General features: G+C 68.8%; 15 protein-coding genes. 4 read left to right on the forward strand and 11 right to left on the reverse strand.

What is annotated here, in order from left to right; translation table 11 throughout:
• Positions 1–521, reverse strand: a 521-nt coding sequence (locus VGL85_RS20035; RefSeq protein ID WP_331590784.1) for a citrate/2-methylcitrate synthase, incomplete at its 3' end; no start/stop codon positions are given.
• 57 nt (positions 522–578) lie between these two features.
• Positions 579–1988: a glutamate--tRNA ligase gene (gene gltX / locus VGL85_RS20040; RefSeq protein WP_331590785.1), complete on the reverse strand. Its 1410-nt coding sequence runs from the start codon at positions 1986–1988 to the stop codon at positions 579–581.
• Here gltX and VGL85_RS20045 point away from each other — a divergent pair.
• Both VGL85_RS20045 and VGL85_RS20050 read left to right on the forward strand, forming a co-directional pair.
• A complete protein-coding gene (locus VGL85_RS20045; RefSeq protein WP_331590786.1) occupies positions 1966–4176 on the forward strand; it encodes a ComEC/Rec2 family competence protein in 2211 nt (736 codons plus the stop codon). The genes gltX and VGL85_RS20045 overlap by 23 nt on opposite strands.
• The gene (locus VGL85_RS20050) at positions 4173–4457 is read left to right on the forward strand and encodes a hypothetical protein (RefSeq protein ID WP_331590787.1); all 285 of its coding nucleotides are present in this window, start codon (positions 4173–4175) and stop codon (positions 4455–4457) included. The genes VGL85_RS20045 and VGL85_RS20050 overlap by 4 nt, the downstream gene beginning before the upstream one ends.
• 63 nt (positions 4458–4520) lie before the next feature.
• On the opposite strand, the gene VGL85_RS20055 is transcribed toward VGL85_RS20050, so the two are convergent.
• The 6 genes from VGL85_RS20055 to VGL85_RS20080 all read right to left on the reverse strand — a co-directional run bounded on the left by VGL85_RS20055 (position 4521) and on the right by VGL85_RS20080 (position 8932).
• Positions 4521–4787 carry a hypothetical protein gene (locus tag VGL85_RS20055; protein WP_331590788.1) on the reverse strand — a complete coding sequence of 89 codons (267 nt, stop codon included), beginning with the start codon at positions 4785–4787 and terminating at the stop codon, positions 4521–4523.
• Between the two features lie 67 nt (positions 4788–4854).
• A complete protein-coding gene (lexA, locus tag VGL85_RS20060) occupies positions 4855–5544 on the reverse strand; it encodes a transcriptional repressor LexA (protein WP_331590789.1) in 690 nt (229 codons plus the stop codon).
• A 158-nt stretch (positions 5545–5702) separates the two neighbouring features.
• On the reverse strand, positions 5703–6494 hold the full coding sequence (gene trpC, locus VGL85_RS20065; RefSeq protein WP_331590790.1) for an indole-3-glycerol phosphate synthase TrpC: 792 nt from the start codon (positions 6492–6494) through the stop codon (positions 5703–5705).
• 12 nt (positions 6495–6506) lie between these two features.
• Positions 6507–7520: an anthranilate phosphoribosyltransferase gene (gene trpD / locus VGL85_RS20070; protein WP_331590791.1), complete on the reverse strand. Its 1014-nt coding sequence runs from the start codon at positions 7518–7520 to the stop codon at positions 6507–6509.
• A gap of 22 nt (positions 7521–7542) precedes the next feature.
• On the reverse strand, positions 7543–8133 hold the full coding sequence (locus tag VGL85_RS20075) for an aminodeoxychorismate/anthranilate synthase component II (protein ID WP_331590792.1): 591 nt from the start codon (positions 8131–8133) through the stop codon (positions 7543–7545).
• Positions 8134–8146: 13 nt separating this feature from the next.
• Positions 8147–8932, reverse strand: coding sequence for a 3-hydroxybutyrate dehydrogenase (locus VGL85_RS20080; RefSeq protein ID WP_331590793.1), 786 nt, complete (start codon positions 8930–8932; stop codon positions 8147–8149).
• 55 nt (positions 8933–8987) lie between these two features.
• Here VGL85_RS20080 and VGL85_RS20085 point away from each other — a divergent pair, with 55 nt between their 5' ends.
• Positions 8988–9251 carry a hypothetical protein gene (locus tag VGL85_RS20085; protein ID WP_331590794.1) on the forward strand — a complete coding sequence of 88 codons (264 nt, stop codon included), beginning with the start codon at positions 8988–8990 and terminating at the stop codon, positions 9249–9251.
• An 83-nt stretch (positions 9252–9334) separates the two neighbouring features.
• The gene (locus VGL85_RS20090; protein WP_331590795.1) at positions 9335–11101 is read left to right on the forward strand and encodes a D-aminoacylase; all 1767 of its coding nucleotides are present in this window, start codon (positions 9335–9337) and stop codon (positions 11099–11101) included.
• A gap of 21 nt (positions 11102–11122) precedes the next feature.
• Here the strand turns inward: VGL85_RS20090 and VGL85_RS20095 are convergent, their stop codons facing one another.
• The 3 genes from VGL85_RS20095 to VGL85_RS20105 all read right to left on the reverse strand — a co-directional run bounded on the left by VGL85_RS20095 (position 11123) and on the right by VGL85_RS20105 (position 15972).
• A complete protein-coding gene (locus VGL85_RS20095) occupies positions 11123–12358 on the reverse strand; it encodes an aspartyl protease family protein (RefSeq protein WP_331590796.1) in 1236 nt (411 codons plus the stop codon).
• 105 nt (positions 12359–12463) lie between these two features.
• Positions 12464–13996: an anthranilate synthase component I gene (gene trpE, locus VGL85_RS20100; protein ID WP_331590797.1), complete on the reverse strand. Its 1533-nt coding sequence runs from the start codon at positions 13994–13996 to the stop codon at positions 12464–12466.
• Positions 13993–15972 (reverse strand): peptidylprolyl isomerase, encoded by a 1980-nt coding sequence (locus tag VGL85_RS20105; RefSeq protein ID WP_331590798.1) that lies wholly within the window; start codon positions 15970–15972, stop codon positions 13993–13995. Before VGL85_RS20105 ends, trpE begins: the two co-directional genes overlap by 4 nt.
• Between the last annotated feature and the right edge of the window lie 97 nt (positions 15973–16069).

The following is a 16069-nucleotide window of genomic DNA, read 5'->3' on the forward strand; positions in this document are numbered from 1 at the left end:
CGCGCCGCGATGGTCGGCATCTTGGCGATCAGCCGGTGCGCCGAGATCATCCGTTGCTGCGGATCGTTGATATCGGTGCTGTCGTGGTAGAAGGCCGAGAGCGCGCCGACCGCGCCGGTCATGACCGCCATCGGGTGAGCATCCCGGCGGAAGCCTTGGAAAAACCTATCGAACTGGTCATGCAGCATGGTGTGATAGGTGATCGTGTGCTCGAAGTCGGCGAACTCCTTGGCGTTCGGCAGCCCCCCGTTCAGCAGCAAATAGCAGACCTCCAGGAAGCTCGACTTCTCAGCCAGCTCGCCGATCGGATAGCCGCGGTGCAGCAGCACGCCGGCGTCGCCGTCGATGTAGGTGATCTTGCTCTCGCACGAGGCCGTGGAGGTGAAGCCCGGGTCGTAGGTGAAGGCGTCGCTTTCCGCGTAGAGCTTGCGGATATCGACCACGTCCGGCCCCGTCGTGCCCTTCAGGACCGGCAGATCGATGGTCTTGCCGCCGATGGAGAATTTCGCCGCTTCGGCCATGCCTGCCCCCTTGGGAACGTCTGAGATGAACGCCTGTTCGACCGCGCTTATAGCGCTTCAGTGGCGAAGCGAAAGCGCATCGTCGAGGCGGGCCAAGCTTTCGTCTTTCCCGAGCGAAACAAGCGCGCCGGCGAGATCCGGCGCGGGCGCGCCGCCGGAAAGCGCGGCGCGCAGTCCCGGCCCGATCTTACCGAGGCCGACGCCTTCCGTTTCGGCGAAGGCGCGGTTGACGCCTTCCAGGGTCGCAACATCCCAGGCCGGCGCGGCGTTCAGCGCCTGGCGCAGGCGCGAAAGGCGGTCGAGGAACTCCGGGTTCGAGGCCTGTTCCTTGGCCTTTTCGGTGAACGGCAACGGACGGCGATGCAGGGCGAAGACCGTGGCGTCAGCGAGCTCCAGGGTGGTTTTGGCCCCATCGCGCACGAAGGGGATCACGTGGACCAGCTGTTCCAGGTGCCCGTCGTGCAGGTGGAAATCGCGGCTTTTGTGGATCTCGGCGACCAACTGCGCCAACCGCATCGGGTCGGCCAGGCGGATATAGTGGTTGTTGAGGTGGTTGAGCTTGGCCCAGTCCAGGCGGGCGGGCGCGCCCACCACGTCGGCGACATCGAACCAGCCCTGCGCCTGAGCATCGTCGAAGATCTCGTCGTCGCCGTGGCCCCAACCCAGCTTGGCCAGGTAGTTGCGCATGGCTTCCGGCAGATAGCCCATGTCGGCGAACTCACTCACCGCCTGGGCGCCGTGACGCTTGGAGAGCTTGGCTCCATCCGGCCCGTGGATCAGCGGCAGGTGCGCCCAGACGGGAACGTCCCAGCCGAGGCCCTGGTAGATCAAGGTCTGGCGCGCGGCGTTGTTCAGATGGTCGTCGCCGCGGATCACATGGGTCACGCCCATCTCATGGTCGTCGACGACCACGGCCAGATTGTAGGTCGGCGTGCCGTCGGTGCGCAGCAGGATCAGGTCGTCGAGGTCCTTGTTCTGGAAGACCACACGGCCCTTCACCTGATCGTCGATCACCGTTTCGCCCTGGGTAGGCGCCTTTAGGCGCACGACGAAGGGGCGGTCCGGCGCATCGTTGGGCGAGCGGTCGCGCCAGGGTGAGCGAACCACGCGCCCCTCGGCGCGGGCGGCGGTCCGCTCGACTTTCAGCTCGTCGGCGGTCATATAGTCGCGGTAGGCGGCGCCACGCGCCAGCATCTCTTCCACCGCCCTGACGTGGCGGTCCGCGCGGGCGGCCTGAAAGACCGGCTCCTCGTCCGCCGCGAGGCCTAGCCAGGCCAGGCCGTCGAAGATCACCTGCACCGCCTCTGCGGTGGAACGCTCGCGGTCGGTGTCCTCGATCCGCAGCAGGAACTTGCCGCCGGTGTGGCGCGCATAAAGCCAGTTGAACAGCGCCGTGCGGGCCGTACCAATATGCATGGCGCCGGTGGGCGAGGGGGCGATCCGGGTGACGACGGGTTTGTCGGGCATCGAGGTTGAAAAGCCTGGGGAAGCTGGCGCGGACGGCGCGGCGCCTCTTAGCACGCCGGTTTCACGCCGGCCTAGCCTCGCGGCGATCTCGGTCTGGGTCGGCGAGCAGATCGAACGGCAGGGCGAACGCTGGCGGCTGTGGACTCCGGTCGCCTTCGGCTGCGGGGCGGGGCTCTATTTCGCCCTGAAGCGCGAACCGCAGACCTGGGTCGGGCTCGCCGGCCTCGCCGTCGCCGCCGTGGTCGTGCTGGGCGCCAGCCGCTGGAGCCGGGCGCGCGCGCTCACCGCCCTGCTGATCCTCGCCGCCAGCCTGCTGGGCGGGTTCTCCATGGCCAAGCTGCGCACCGAAGGCGCCAAGGCCCCCGTGGCCGGCGTCGACACCCATCCGCAGCGGCTGGAGGGCTGGGTGGTCGATATCGTGAGCCCAGGGCAGGGCGGTCCGCGCCTGCTGATCGCACCCTCGCGGATCGGCAACTGGGACCCCGCCGCCACGCCGATCCGGGTGCGGGTGACGCTGCGCGGCGGCTATCTGCCGTCGCCGGGCGAGCCGATCCGCCTGCTGGCGGTGATCAACACGCCGCCGCAGCCGGCGAGCCCAGGGTCCTACGACTTCGCCCGCGACGCCTTCTTCCAGAGCGTGGGCGGCGTGGGCTTCGCGCTGGGGCCGGTGCAGAGCTGGTATCCGGACCACGACCCGCCCTGGCGGTTGCGCCTGACCATGCGGATCAACGCCACCCGCTGGGCGCTGACCCGCCGGATCGTCGACACCCTGGGCCGCGAGACCGGCGGCCTGGCCGCGGCGATGACGACGGGGCATGACGCGTTCATTCCACCGGCGGAGGTAAACGACCTGCGCGTCTCCGGCCTGGCGCACATCATCTCGATCAGCGGCCTGCACATGGCCATCGTCGGCGGCTTCGTCTTCGCGGTGCTGCGCTTCGCCATCGCAGCCATCCCCTGGCTGGCCCTTCGCGTCCCCGGCAAGAAGCTGGCCGCCGGCGTCGCCCTGCTGGCGGTGCTGACCTATCTGGTGCTGTCCGGAAACCCGCCGCCGGCCGAGCGGTCGGCGGTCACCGCGGCGGTGGCGTTCGGGGCGATCCTGGTCGACCGCCAGGCGATCAGCCTGCACGCCCTGGCGCTGGCCGCGATGGTGGTCATGCTGCTGCAGCCCGAGGCGGTGACCCAGCCGGGGTTCCAGATGTCCTTCGCCGCCACCGCGGCCCTGGTCGCCCTCGCCGAGGTCTGGCCGCACCCGGTCCGCGAGATCAACGTCCCCTGGCCGATCAAGATCGTACAGGGCTTCTGGGTCTGGCTGGCGGCAGGCGCGGCGGCAAGCTTCGTGGCGGGCACCGCAACGGCGCCCTTCGCCATGCAGGACTTCAACCGCGTCTCCACCTGGGGGTTGCTCTCCAACCTCGCCAGCGAGCCGATCTCCGGCTTCCTGATGATGCCGGGCCTGGCGATCGGGGCGGTGCTGACGCCCTTCGGCCTGGGCGAATGGCCGTTGAAGCTGGCGGGCTTCGCCATCGACCTGCTGAACCGTATCGCGCACATCGCCGCGACCGCGCCCTACGCCCAGATCAATGTGCCGAGCGGGCCGGAATGGTCGCTGCCGATGGCGTTCCTCGGCCTGCTGTGGCTGTGCCTTTGGAAAGGCCGGCTGCGCTGGCTGGGCCTGCCATTCGCGCTGGCCGTCAACCTCGCGCCCAAGCCGCCGGTCCCCGACGTCTGGGTCGACGGGGCTGGGGCGGCGGTCGCCGTGAAGAGCGGCCATGCGGCGGTGCTGTTCCGCCCGGACGTCAAGCTGTTCGGGGCCGAACTCTGGGCGCGCCGGCGCGGGCTGGAGCCCCTGGAGACCGAGGCGGCGCGAAACGTCTTCTACGACTGCGATCACTGGAGTTGCACGCCCTTGGCCGCTGCGCCGCTGAAGGTCGCCTCGGCCTGGAACCTCAAGCGGCCGCTGAAGGAGGGCCGCTTCGCCCAGATGTGCGGCTCGGCGGAGCTGGTGATCCTGAGGAACGATTTCCCACCGGAAAGCTGCGCCGCGCCTGTGGTGCTGACCGGCGCTGATTTCGCGCGGGGCGGTTCGGCCGAGCTCTATCGGGACGGACCCGGCCGCTGGCGGGTGATCTGGGCGCAGGACGAGCGCGGGCGCAGGCCATGGACCTGGGGGCCGGACCTGAGATGATTTTCACCAAGAAGCTGCGCGACCGCGTGAGAAGCGGCGAGATCACCTCCAGCGTGCGCATCTGGCAAAGCCCGCGCGTCAAGGTCGGCCGACGCTACCCGCAATACGACGGCGGCGAGATCGAGGTCACTTCGATCCGCGAGATCACGCTCTCGGACATCACGCCGGCCCTGGCGCGAGACTCGGGGTTCGAAGGCGTCGTCGACCTGTTGAAGACCGCCAAGCACGGCGCCGGCCAGCGGGTCTTCCTGATCGAGTTCGAATTTCACTCAGCCGACTGACCGGCCCAAAAACAAGAGCCCCGGGCGCCTGTCCCGGGGCTCTGCTTTACGAAGTCGAGGTGTTTATTTCTTCGGCGTGTCGGCGGCGGGCGCCGCGGCGGCAGGGGCCGCACCGGCGGCCGGAGCAGCCGCGCCCGCAGCGGGAGCGGCAGCAGCGCCGGCGGCGGGCGCCGTCGCCGAAGAGTCGGTCGCGGCGGTCGAAGCCGCGGTCGAAGCCGCAGCCGAGTCGGCCTTCGCCGCGCCGGCGTCCGCCGCCTTGTCAGCGGGTTTGTTGCAGGCCGCAGCCGCGAGACTGAGAGCGGCGATAGCCGCCAAGGTCGTGAAACGCATGGTTCGTCTCTCCCTATCGACGCCGCTCTGTGCGGTCGCCACGGCAGAGGTTGCCTCGTTTTCGGGCTTAATGATAGCGCCGGATAAGACCGACCAGCTTGCCTTGAACGTCGACCTGATCCGGCCCGAAGATGCGGGTTTCATAGGCCGGATTGGCGGCCTCGAGCGCGATGGAGGCCCCCTTCTTGCGCAGGCGCTTCAGGGTGGCTTCCTCGCCCATCACCAGGGCGACCACGATGTCGCCGGAGGTTGCCGTGTCGCCACGCTTGATGACCACATAGTCGCCGTCGAGGATGCCGGCGTTGATCATTGAATCGCCGGAGATCTCCAGCACGAAGTGTTCGCCCGCGCCCAGCAGGCTTTCGGGCACCGGAATGCGGTCGCGCTCCTGCTGGATCGCCTCGATGGGCGTGCCGGCGGCGATCTTGCCCAGGATCGGCAGCTCGCGGCTGTCGTTGGCCGCGACGGCCATCGCCGGTCCGCCGTCCACCACCTGAGGTTTGAATGGCGCGCGGCCCTTGGGCGGGGCGGCCATGGTCGCCTGCTGCGGCAGCTTCACCACCTCCAGCGCCCGGGCCCGGTGGGGCAGGCGGCGCAGGAACCCGCGCTCCTCCAGGGCGGTGATCAGCCGGTGGATGCCCGACTTCGACGCCAGGTCCAGGGCCTCCTTCATTTCATCGAAGGATGGCGAGACCCCGGTCTCCTTGATCCGCTCATGGATGAACATGAGCAGTTCGTGTTGCTTGCGCGTGAGCATCGGTGCGACCTCGACTGGAACGGCCTGACCAGAGCCTGGAGAACAAAGCGAAAACCTGTTGAATGTTCTCTAGGTGTTCCAGGTTAATGTCAAGTTACCCATAATGCCGCTGAATCTTCGAAGGAATTTTCGCCCTTGAAGTGGGAGCTAAGCCGGAATCAGTCGCCCAGGAGCGCTCGGGTGGCGGTCGCCACGTCGGCCTGGCGCATCAGGCTTTCGCCCACCAGCATCGCTTGAGCGCCCGATCGTTCCAGCCGCGCCGCGTCTGCCGGCGCGAAAATCCCGCTCTCCGTGACCAGCAGGGCGTCGGCCGGGGCCAGGGCCGCCAGGCGCTCGGTGACGGCCAGGTCCACCTCGAAAGTGCGCAGATCGCGGTTGTTGACCCCGATCAGGTCGGCCTTCAGCCCTGCGGCGCGCGCCAGTTCGGCCTCGTCATGGGTCTCAACCAACACGTCCATACCGTGGGCATGGGCGGTTTCCATCAGGTCAGAGGCCAGGACGTCGTCGACCATCGACAGGATCACCAGCACCGCGTCGGCGCCCAGGGCGCGGCTCTCGACCACCTGCCAGGGGTCGACCAGGAACTCCTTGCGCAGGCACGGCAGGCCGGTCGCCATGCGCGCCACCACCAGATAGTCGTCCGCGCCCTGGAAGCTTGGGGTGTCGGTGAGCACGGACAGGCAGGCCGCGCCGCCGTCCTCATAGGCCACCGCCAGCGCCGGTGGGTCGAAGTCGGCGCGGATCAGGCCCCTGGACGGCGAGGCCTTCTTGATCTCGGCGATCAGCGCCAGGCGGCCGGGCCCGTGGGCGCGCGCCAGGGCGGCGCGGAAGCCGCGCGGCTCGGACACCTCGCGGATGGCGATCTCCAGCTCGGAGATCGACCGCGCGGCCTTCCGCTGCGCCACGTCCTGCCGTTTGTAGGCGGCGATGCGTTCGAGGATGTCGCTCATCCGGCGCCGCCCCTAAGCCCCGCCAAGCGCCGCGAGCTTCTCAAGCGCCCCTTTGGCGCGACCGTCGTCGATCACCGCGCCGGCCAGCTCCACGCCCTGACGCAGGGTCTCGACCTTGTCGGCCACCAGGAAGGCGGCGGCGGCGTTCAGCAGGACGATGTCGCGGTAGGGGCTCGGCTCGCCGTCCAGCAGGCGGCGGAGCGCCGCGGCGTTCTCCTTGGGCGTCCCGCCGGTGAGGTCGGCCAGCGCCGCGCGCGGCAGGCCCACCGCCTCGGGCGTCACGGTGAACAGCCGCACCTGGCCATCGCGCAGTTCGGCCACTGAGGTCTCGCCGGTGGTGGTCATCTCGTCGAGGCCCTGGCCGTGAACCACCCAGGCGCGCTCCGAGCCCAGCACCCGCAGGGCGTCAGCCACCGGGTGCACCCAGCGCTCCGCGAACACGCCGACCACCTGGCGCTGGGCATGGGCCGGATTGGTCAGCGGCCCCAACAGGTTGAAGATGGTGCGGAAGCCGAGCTCGGCGCGGATCGGCGAGACGTGGCGCATCGCCCCGTGGTGCGCCGGGGCGAACATGAAGCAGATGCCGGCCTCGTCCAGCGCCTTCAGCTGTCGCTCGGCCGGCATGGCGATATCGACGCCCAGCTCGGCCAGCACGTCGGCGGTCCCGGACTTCGACGACAGGGCCCGGTTGCCATGCTTGGCGACCTTCAGCCCGCCGCCCGCCGCCACGAAGCCCACGGCGGTGGAAACGTTGAGGGTGTGCAGGCCGTCGCCGCCGGTGCCGCAGACGTCGATGGTCGGATAGGGCGGCTCGATGTGGGCGGCGGCCTTCCGCATGGCCCGCGCGCAGGCCACGATCTCGCTCTGGGTCTCGCTGCGCATGCGCATGGCGGTGAGCGCCGCGCCCACCTGGGCCGGCGTCGGCTCGCCGCGCAGGCAGGCGTCGAAGAAGTCGCCGGCATTGTCTTCCGACAGGGTGCCGCCGTCTGCGAGCAGGCTCAGAAGGGGCTTGAAGGCGTCGGACATGGGCGCGGACGGCGGGCCGCGATCAGGCCTCGGCCAGGCGCTTCACGCCGGCGAGGTCCAGGAAATTGGCCAGCAGGTCGTGGCCGCACTCGGTGGCGATGGATTCGGGATGGAACTGCACGCCGTGGATCGGTCGCGTCCGGTGCTGCACGCCCATGATCTCGCCGTCCTCGGTCCAGGCGGTGACCTCCAGGTCGGCGGGCAGGTCCTCGCGGCGCACCGACAGGCTGTGGTAGCGCGTCGCGGTAAAGGGGTTTTTCAGGCCGGCGAAGACGCCCTTGCCCTCGTGGTGGATCTGGCTGGTCTTGCCGTGCATCAGCGCCATGGCGTGGATCACCTTGCCGCCGAACACCTGGCCAATGGTCTGATGGCCCAGGCAGACGCCGAAGATCGGCAGGTCGGCGGGCGCATTGGCCACCAGCTCCAGGCAGACGCCGGCTTCGTTCGGCGTTTTCGGCCCCGGCGACAGCAGGACGCCCTGCGGCTTCAGCCCCAGGGCCTGGCCGACGCTCAGCGCGTCGTTGCGCACGACGTGCGTCTCGGCCCCCAGCTCGTTCAGGTAATGGACGAGGTTGTAGGTGAAGCTGTCGTAGTTATCGATGACCAGGATCATGACGGGCGAAGCCTTAGGCCGCCGTCCAGCCGCCGTCCACCGACAGATTGGCCCCTGTGATCTGCTTGGCGGCGTCCGAGCAGAGGAAGACGGCGATGGCGGCGACCTCGTCGACAGTCACGAATTCCTTGGTCGGCTGGCTGGCCAGCAACACCTCGTTCATCACCTGCTCGCGGGTCAGGCCGCGGGCCTTCATGGTGTCGGGAATCTGGTTCTCCACCAGCGGCGTCCAGACATAGCCCGGGCTGATGCAGTTGACGGTGATCCCGTGGGTCGCGACCTCCAGGGCCACGGTCTTGGTCAGGCCGGCGATACCGTGCTTGGCGGCCACATAGGCCGCCTTGAAGGGCGAGGCGACCAGGCTGTGGGCCGAGGCCGTGGAGATGATCCGGCCCCAGCCACGCTTCTTCATGCCCGGCACGGCGGCGCGCATGCCATGGAAGGCGCTGGAAAGGTTGATGGCGATGATCTGGTTCCACTTCTCCACCGGGAAGTTCTCCACCGGCGAGACGAACTGGACGCCGGCGTTGTTCACCAGCACGTCGAGCGAGCCGAACCTCGCCTCGGCGTCCGCGACCATGGCGGCGATCTCATCAGGCTTGGTCATGTCGGCGGCGGAGTAGGCGGCCTTCACCCCGAAATCGGACTCGATCTTCCTGCGCTCGGCCTCGATATCGTCGGGCTTGCCGAAGCCGTTGATCGTCACATTGGCGCCCTCCGCGGCCAGGGCCCGGGCGACGGCCAGGCCGATGCCGCTGGTCGAGCCGGTGACCAGGGCGGACTTGGATTTCAGGATCATCGAGGGGTCTCCCGACCGAGAGTCATATTGCAGCGCAAAATGGCGCGCGGGCGGAATGGCCACAAGCGCGGCCGAGCGATTTGCGGTCGAGGCGGCCAGCGCCGATGCTCTGGCCATGGCCAAGCCCGATTCTGCCGTCGACCGTGACCTGCTGGCCTACGCCCGCGCCCTGCTGACGCCACCGCCCAAGCGCGAACGGGTCTGGCCGGCGCTGGCCGCGGCCGGCCTGCTCGCCGTCTCCTCCCTGGTCTTCGCCGTGGCCATGGTCACCGCCCCGCCACTGCACACCGAGCACGCCATCAGAGACGCGGTGGAGTAGGGCGCCTGTGAAAAGGCTTCCGCTTACGTCACGGTAGCGCGCTATTCTCGCAGCCAATGAAACGACGGCCAGGGGAGGTCGCTATGCGGGACCTGATCATCCGAGGCGGGACCATTGTCGACGGATCGGGCGGCGCGCCCTTCGTCGGCGACATCGCCATCGACGGCGACCGGATCGTCGAGGTGGGCCGGGTCGAGGGCCAAGGGCGGCGCGAGATCGACGCCACGGGCCTGACCGTCACCCCCGGCTGGGTCGACATCCACACCCACTACGACGGCCAGGCCACCTGGGACCCGCTGCTCGCGCCCTCCAGCTGGCACGGAGTGACCACGGCCATCATGGGCAACTGCGGCGTAGGCTTCGCGCCGGTGCGACCCGACGCCCACGAGTTCCTGATCGAATTGATGGAGGGGGTGGAGGACATTCCCGGCTCTGCGCTGGCCGAGGGCATCGACTGGCGCTGGGAGAGCTTCCCGCAATACCTCGACGCCCTGGAGGCCATGCCGCGGGCGATCGACGTGGGAACCCATGTGCCGCACGCCGCCGTGCGCGCCTATGTGCTGGGCGATCGCTGCAACACCGACTACGAGCCCGACGCCGACGAGATCGCCGAGATGGCGCGGCTAGTGCGCGAGGGCGTGGAGGCCGGCGCGCTGGGCTTTTCCACCTCACGGACCCTGCTGCACAAGGATCTCAAGGGCGTCTACATGCCCGGCACCTTCGCCGGTTCCGACGAGATGCTGGCCATGGGCCTTTCGATGAAGGGCCTACGCCACGGCGTCTTCGAGATGGTCTCAGACCACCTGGGCGACGACGACGAGTGGATGTGGGTCAAGGGCTTCGCCCAGGAAACCGGCCTGCCGGTGACCCTGGTGGCGACCTCGGCCGGCGCCTACCAGGGCGACAAGATGTACAACATCGCCGAGGAGTCGCGCCGCCACGGCATGGACATCCGGCCCCAGATCGCCGGGCGGCCGACCGGTATTCTCCACGGCCTGACCTCCAATTTCCACGTCTTCGTGGCCAGCCCGACCTGGCGCGAGACGCTGGCCCAGCTTTCGGTGGACGAGAAACTGGCGGCCATGCGGACGCCGGAAGTCCGCGCGGCCCTGCTCAGCGAAGATAGCGGCCTGATCCGCGCGGCGTTGGGCGAGGGCGGCGACGGCCAGGCGCTGGCGACGGCGCTGGGGCCGGGCAGTCTGCTGTGGCGCATCTTCCCGTTGGGCGAGCGGCCGAACTACGAGCCCGACCGCGAACACAGCGTGGCGGGCCTGGCCGAGGCGGCCGGGGTCTCGCCCCTGGAGATGATGTACGACCTGCTGCTCCGCGATGGCGGCCAGGAGCTGTTCTACCAACCGCTCGGCGGCTACCTCACCTACAACTTCGATTTCTTCCGTAAGAACATGCAGCATCCCAATGTGCTGTTTGGACTTTCGGACGGCGGCGCCCACTGCGGGGTGATCGCCGACGCCGGCATGCCGACCTTCATCCTGACCCACTGGGCCCGCGACCGGGTGAAGGGCGACCGCTTCCCGCTGGAATTCCTGGTGCGCAAGCTGACCAGCGACACCGCCCGCACCTATGGCCTGAACGATCGCGGCCAGCTTAAGCCGGGCCTGCTGGCCGACCTCAACGTCATCGACTTCGAGGCTTTGACGCTGCATCGCCCGGTGGCGGTCCACGACTTGCCGGCCGGCGGGCGTCGGCTGGTGCAGAAGGCCGAGGGCTACCGCTACACCATCAAGTCCGGTCGGGTGACGTTCCAGGATGGCGAGAGCACCGGCGCGCTGCCCGGCGGCCTGGTCCGCGGCGGCCGCGAGGCGGTGATCCTGCCGATCGCGGCGGAGTAGGGGGACACGCCGAGGCGACGCCTAGATGAGTTCGCGTAGCCTCAGCGGCTTTGAAAACGTCCGGTCCCCACGCCGCACCTTCAGGCCGACGACCGAGCCGGCCGCCTTCAGCGCCTCCTGGACCTGCCAGAGCGTGAACGCGCTGGCGGGCCTTCCATCAAGGGCCGACAGCACATCGCCGGTCTCGAGGCCCGCCTCACTCGCGGGCGAACCCGGAACAACTCCATCCACCACGAAGGTCCTGAAGTCGTCGCCGTCGGCGCTGAGCTGCAGCCCACTCGCATCGCCCGGGAACGGTTCGGAGAAGCGCCGGTTCGGCTCCAGCGCCACCCACTGGTGAACGTAGTCGATCGTCACCGTGAAACGGCGCAGGATGTTGCCGCCGAGATTGACCGAAAGGTTCTCGTTGGCGAGCGAGCCGTACTTATCCCGCGACAAGGCGACGAGCGGCTTGTCGACGGCGTAGGGCCCGATGCGGAAGGCGGTCGGCCGGCCCCAGACCTCGGTGGGCCGAGCTCCGCCCACGCCCCGATCCGGCGCCGCGATCTGATGGCCGATGGCGCTGAGGAGATTGTACTTGTCGACGATCGGGCTGGTGATGATCGTGCCGCCAGCGCCGGTATCGAGGGTGAAGCGGACCGGGATCGGCGGCTGCCCCGGGGCGACGAGCTCACCATCGATCTGCGGATCGTAGCGGCCCAGCATACGGACGGGAAATTTCGTCCCGGCTCCAGCGTAGCGATAGGTCTGCGGGTCGTAGAGGCTCAATGTCTTTCGGGCATAGTCGATCTCGACGACGAACGGTTGCAGGACGTTGTAGCCGGCGACGCCGTAAATCTTTCGGCCGATCAGCGGCCAGAGACCGGCCATGGAAATTAGCGCGTTGCCATGGACGGTGCGCGCCAGGCCGCCCGGAAGGACGAAATCCAGCTGCTCGACCATGGCGGCCATGTTGCTGTCCGAACCCGCGCCGCTCGACCGGAAGGCCTGGCCGCCGGCGATCTCCAGCTCACCGGCCAACTCGGAGGCCACGATGGAATTTGTCGATCCGGTGTCGAGGGCGAAGAGCACCGGTCCCTTGCCGTTCACCCGGACCGGAATGAAGATCGCATTGGCCAGCAGTTCGAATGGAAAACGAGCCAGCCGACCGTTAGGGCCCGCCGAGGGGCCGGCGGCGGCGCAGACGGCCGGGGAAACCAGGGCCGCGCCTGCGCCCCACAGCAGTTGTCGACGCGGGATGGCTGGCCGTCGCAACATCGATCCCTCCCCGGATGCGGCTCGGACGCACGCTGTTCGCGCTTGCCGGGTAGGGCAAGGACGTGGGGACGATGAATCATGCCATCGAGATTTGCGGCGCCTGAACTAGACGAACCGCCAGCTCTCCTCGGCCGCCCGCCGCAGCGCGCGCGCCTTGTGCAGAGTCTCGTCGTACTCGGCGTCCGGGTCGCTGTCTGCCACCACGCCGCCGCCGGCTTGGACGTACATCACGCCGTCCTTGAAGAGGGCGGTGCGCAGGATAATGCAGGTGTCGACCGAGCCATCGGCGCCGAAGTAGCCAGCCGCGCCGGCGTAGCCCACGCCGCGCTTCTCGATCTCCAGTTCGTCGATGATCTCCATGGCCCGCACCTTGGGCGCGCCGGAGAGCGTGCCGGCAGGCAGGGCGGCCATCACCACGTCCACCGGGTCCAGGCCGTCGGGCGCGTCGCCCTCGACGTTGGAGACCAGGTGCATGACGTGGCTGTAGCGCTCGACGAAGAAGCTGTCGGTGACCCGCACGCGCGGTGATTTGCGGCTTTGCGGCGGGTCGTTGGCGCCGCGCTCCTTCAGCATCGCGACCCGTCCGACATCGTTGCGGCCGAGGTCGAGCAGCATCAGGTGTTCGGCCCGCTCCTTGGGGTCGGCGATCAGCTCGGCTTCCAGCGCTGCGTCCTCGGCGGGCGTGGCGCCACGCGGGCGGGTGCCGGCGAGCGGGCGGATGGTGATCTTGCCGTCGCGCAGCCGCACCAGGATCTCCGGCGAGGAGCCGGCGAGCTGGAAGTCGCCGAAGTTCAGGTAGAACAGGAACGGCGAGGGGTTGGTGCGCCGCAGTGACCGGTAGAGCGCGAACGGGTCGTGCTTGAAGGGCGCGCGGAAGCGATGGCTGGGCACCACCTGGAAGACGTCGCCGGCGCGGACGTAGTCCTTGGCTGTGTTCACGATTTCCCGGTAGCGGTCGCGGCCCACGGGCGTGGTGAAGGCGTCCGGCTCCGGCTTGGCGTCGCCCCTTAGCGGGGGGGCCGGCGTCTTCAGGTCCGCCTTCACCGCTTCGATGCGGGCCAGCGCGGCGTCATAGGCGTCCGTCGCGGACGCTGCCCCGGGCCGCACCGGCGTCACCAGGATGATCTCCTGGGCGATCGCATCGAAGATCGCCACGATCGAGGGCCGGGTCATCACCCCGTCTGGCAGATCCAGTGGGTCGGGGTTGATGTCCGGCAGGCGCTCGACCAGCCGGATCATGTCATAGCCCATGGCCCCGAACAGGCCGGCGGACGGCGGCGGCAGGCCGGCCGGCAAGTCGATACGCGAGGCGGCCACCAGGTCGCGCAGGCTGTCCAGCGCGCCGCCCGCCTGGACCGTGAAACGGCCGGCGGCGATGGCCTCGCCCTCGGCGATCTCGGCGGTGTCGCCGCGGCAACGCCAGACGAGGTCCGGGTTGAGGGTGATGATCGAATAGCGGGCGCGGAAGGCGCCGCCCTCGACGCTCTCGAACAGGAAGGCGTAGGGCCGCCCGTGGCCGATCTTCAGATAGGCCGAGACCGGCGTCTCGAGGTCGTCGATCAGCCGGGTCCAGACAAGTTGCGGCCCGCCGGCCTGGTAAGCCTGCTCGAACGCCGGATACGCAGGCTCGATGGTCATTTCGCGAGCGGCGGCTTACCCGGCGCTTGCGTCTGACCGCCCGCGGGCTTGCCGGCCTTGGCGTCGCCAGCCTTCGCGTCCAACGGCTCCAGACCGATCGCCTCACGGGCGCGGTCGGCGGAGATGTTGACCTTGATCTTCTGGCGCGCGGCGAAATGAGCCGTCTCGCCGATTTCGCGCAGGTAGCCAGCATTCATCTGCGGTCGGATCTGCTCCTCGGTCTGGGCCAGGGTGGTCGGGTCGCCCACATGCACCGCCTCCAGCTTGCCCACCACCAGCCCAAGATGCGTGTTCTGGGCGGTGAAGACGTCGCCGGGCTTGGCGGAGAACAGGTGGGCCAGCAGGTCCTGCGACAGCTCCTTGTTCTGGCCGGCGCTGCGCCGGTCGATGCCAGCGACCTTGGTGACGCTGGAGCCCGCCGCCTTGGCCACGACCTCGAGGCTCTGGCCCTTGTTCAACTGGGCCACGTAGCCGTCGGCCTTGGCCTGCAGGGCCTTGAGCAGCTCACGGTTGGTCCAGACCTCGGCCAGCTTGTCGCGGACTTCGGCCAGCGGCTGCATGGCGGGCGGCGTGATCTTCTCCACCCGCACGGCGAAGAATTCGCCGTTGCCGGCTTCCTCCACCTCGCTCTCGCCGCCGGCGGTCAGGCCCCAGGCGGTCTCCATGACCTTGGGGTTGAGGCCCTGGATCGGCTGGCCCTGTTCATCGCGGCCGTTCTGGGACACCGGGCCGATGGTCTGAGTGGGCACGCCGGCCTTGGCCGCGGCGGCCGCCAAGTTGGCGCCGCCCTGGTGAGCGTCATCATAGGCCTGGGTCAGCTGATAGACCTTCTCGGCGGCCTGGTCCTTGCGGATCTCGGCCTCCAGGGCGGGCTTCACCTCATCGAGGGTGACCGCGCGGCCGGGGGTGACCGAGATTACCTTGATGACGGCGAGGCCGAGTTCGCCCTTCACGCTGGCCACCTGGCCGGCCGGAACCTGGAAGGCGGCGGCGCCAACCTTCGGGTCGGCGATCGCGGTCTGCGGCTTGTTCGCGTAGGTGATCGCCTCGACGCCCGCGGCCTTGGCGACCAGCGCCGGGTCGGCGCCTTCCTTGGAGAGGTTCTTGGCGATCGTCGCAGCGGTGGCCGCATCCTTGGCCGGAATCTGGACGATCGTGCGGGTTTCCGGAGTGGAAAGGGTGTCCTTGCGGAAGTTGAAGCGCTTCTGCAGCTCCGCCGGATCGATCGGCGCATTTACCGTCACCTGGCTCGGCGAGAATCTCACGACCGTGAGCGTGCGGAACTCCGGCTTGGTGAAGGCGGCCTTGTTCTCGTTCATCAGCTCGGTGAGCTGGGCGTCGGTGGGCGGCGGCGGCTTGGCCACGCTGGACGTCTCGACGGCGAAGTAGTCGAGATCGCGGCTCTCGACGGTGAAGATCGCGGCCAAAGCGGAATAGGCGCGCGGGATACGGAAGCCGGCGATCAGGCCGCTGGCCGCCTGCTGCTCGGCGATCTGGTCGCGCAGCTGGCCCTCGAAGGTGGCGACCGTCAGGTTGTTGTCGGCCAGGCGCTTGGCGTAGGAGGCCTTGTCGAAGCGGCCGGTCACCTGGTCGAAGAAGGCCGGGATCTTGCGCAGTTCAGCCCCGACCAGTTCGTCCGACGGCCGCACGCCCATGTTGGCCAGCATCTCGGAGAAGGCTTCGGTGGTCGCGATGCCCTCCAGCACCCGGCGGTCCAGGCCGTTCTCGGCGGCCAGCTCAGGGGTGATCTGTTGGCCGACCTGCTGTTCGACGCGGCTCTTGTAGTTGTCGAAGGCGCGCTTGAAATCAATCGGCGTCACCGTCCGCGAGCCTGCGGTGATCACGGCGTTGCCCATGGCCGGGTGCATGTAGGACCGGTAGTTGCCGATCCCGAAGACGGCGAAGGCGACGATCAGCAGGCCGAACAGGATGGAGGCGACCCAGGATTTCGCGAATTTGCGAATGGCGGCGAGCATTGAATCCCTTTCACGGGCCCGGAGGCGGGCGCGAGGTGATCGCCGGTATAGTGGAGGCCGCTCCCGCCCGGCAAGCACGTGACATGCGCCGCCGCTT

Source organism: Phenylobacterium sp. (genome assembly GCF_036501465.1).
GTDB lineage: Bacteria > Pseudomonadota > Alphaproteobacteria > Caulobacterales > Caulobacteraceae > Phenylobacterium.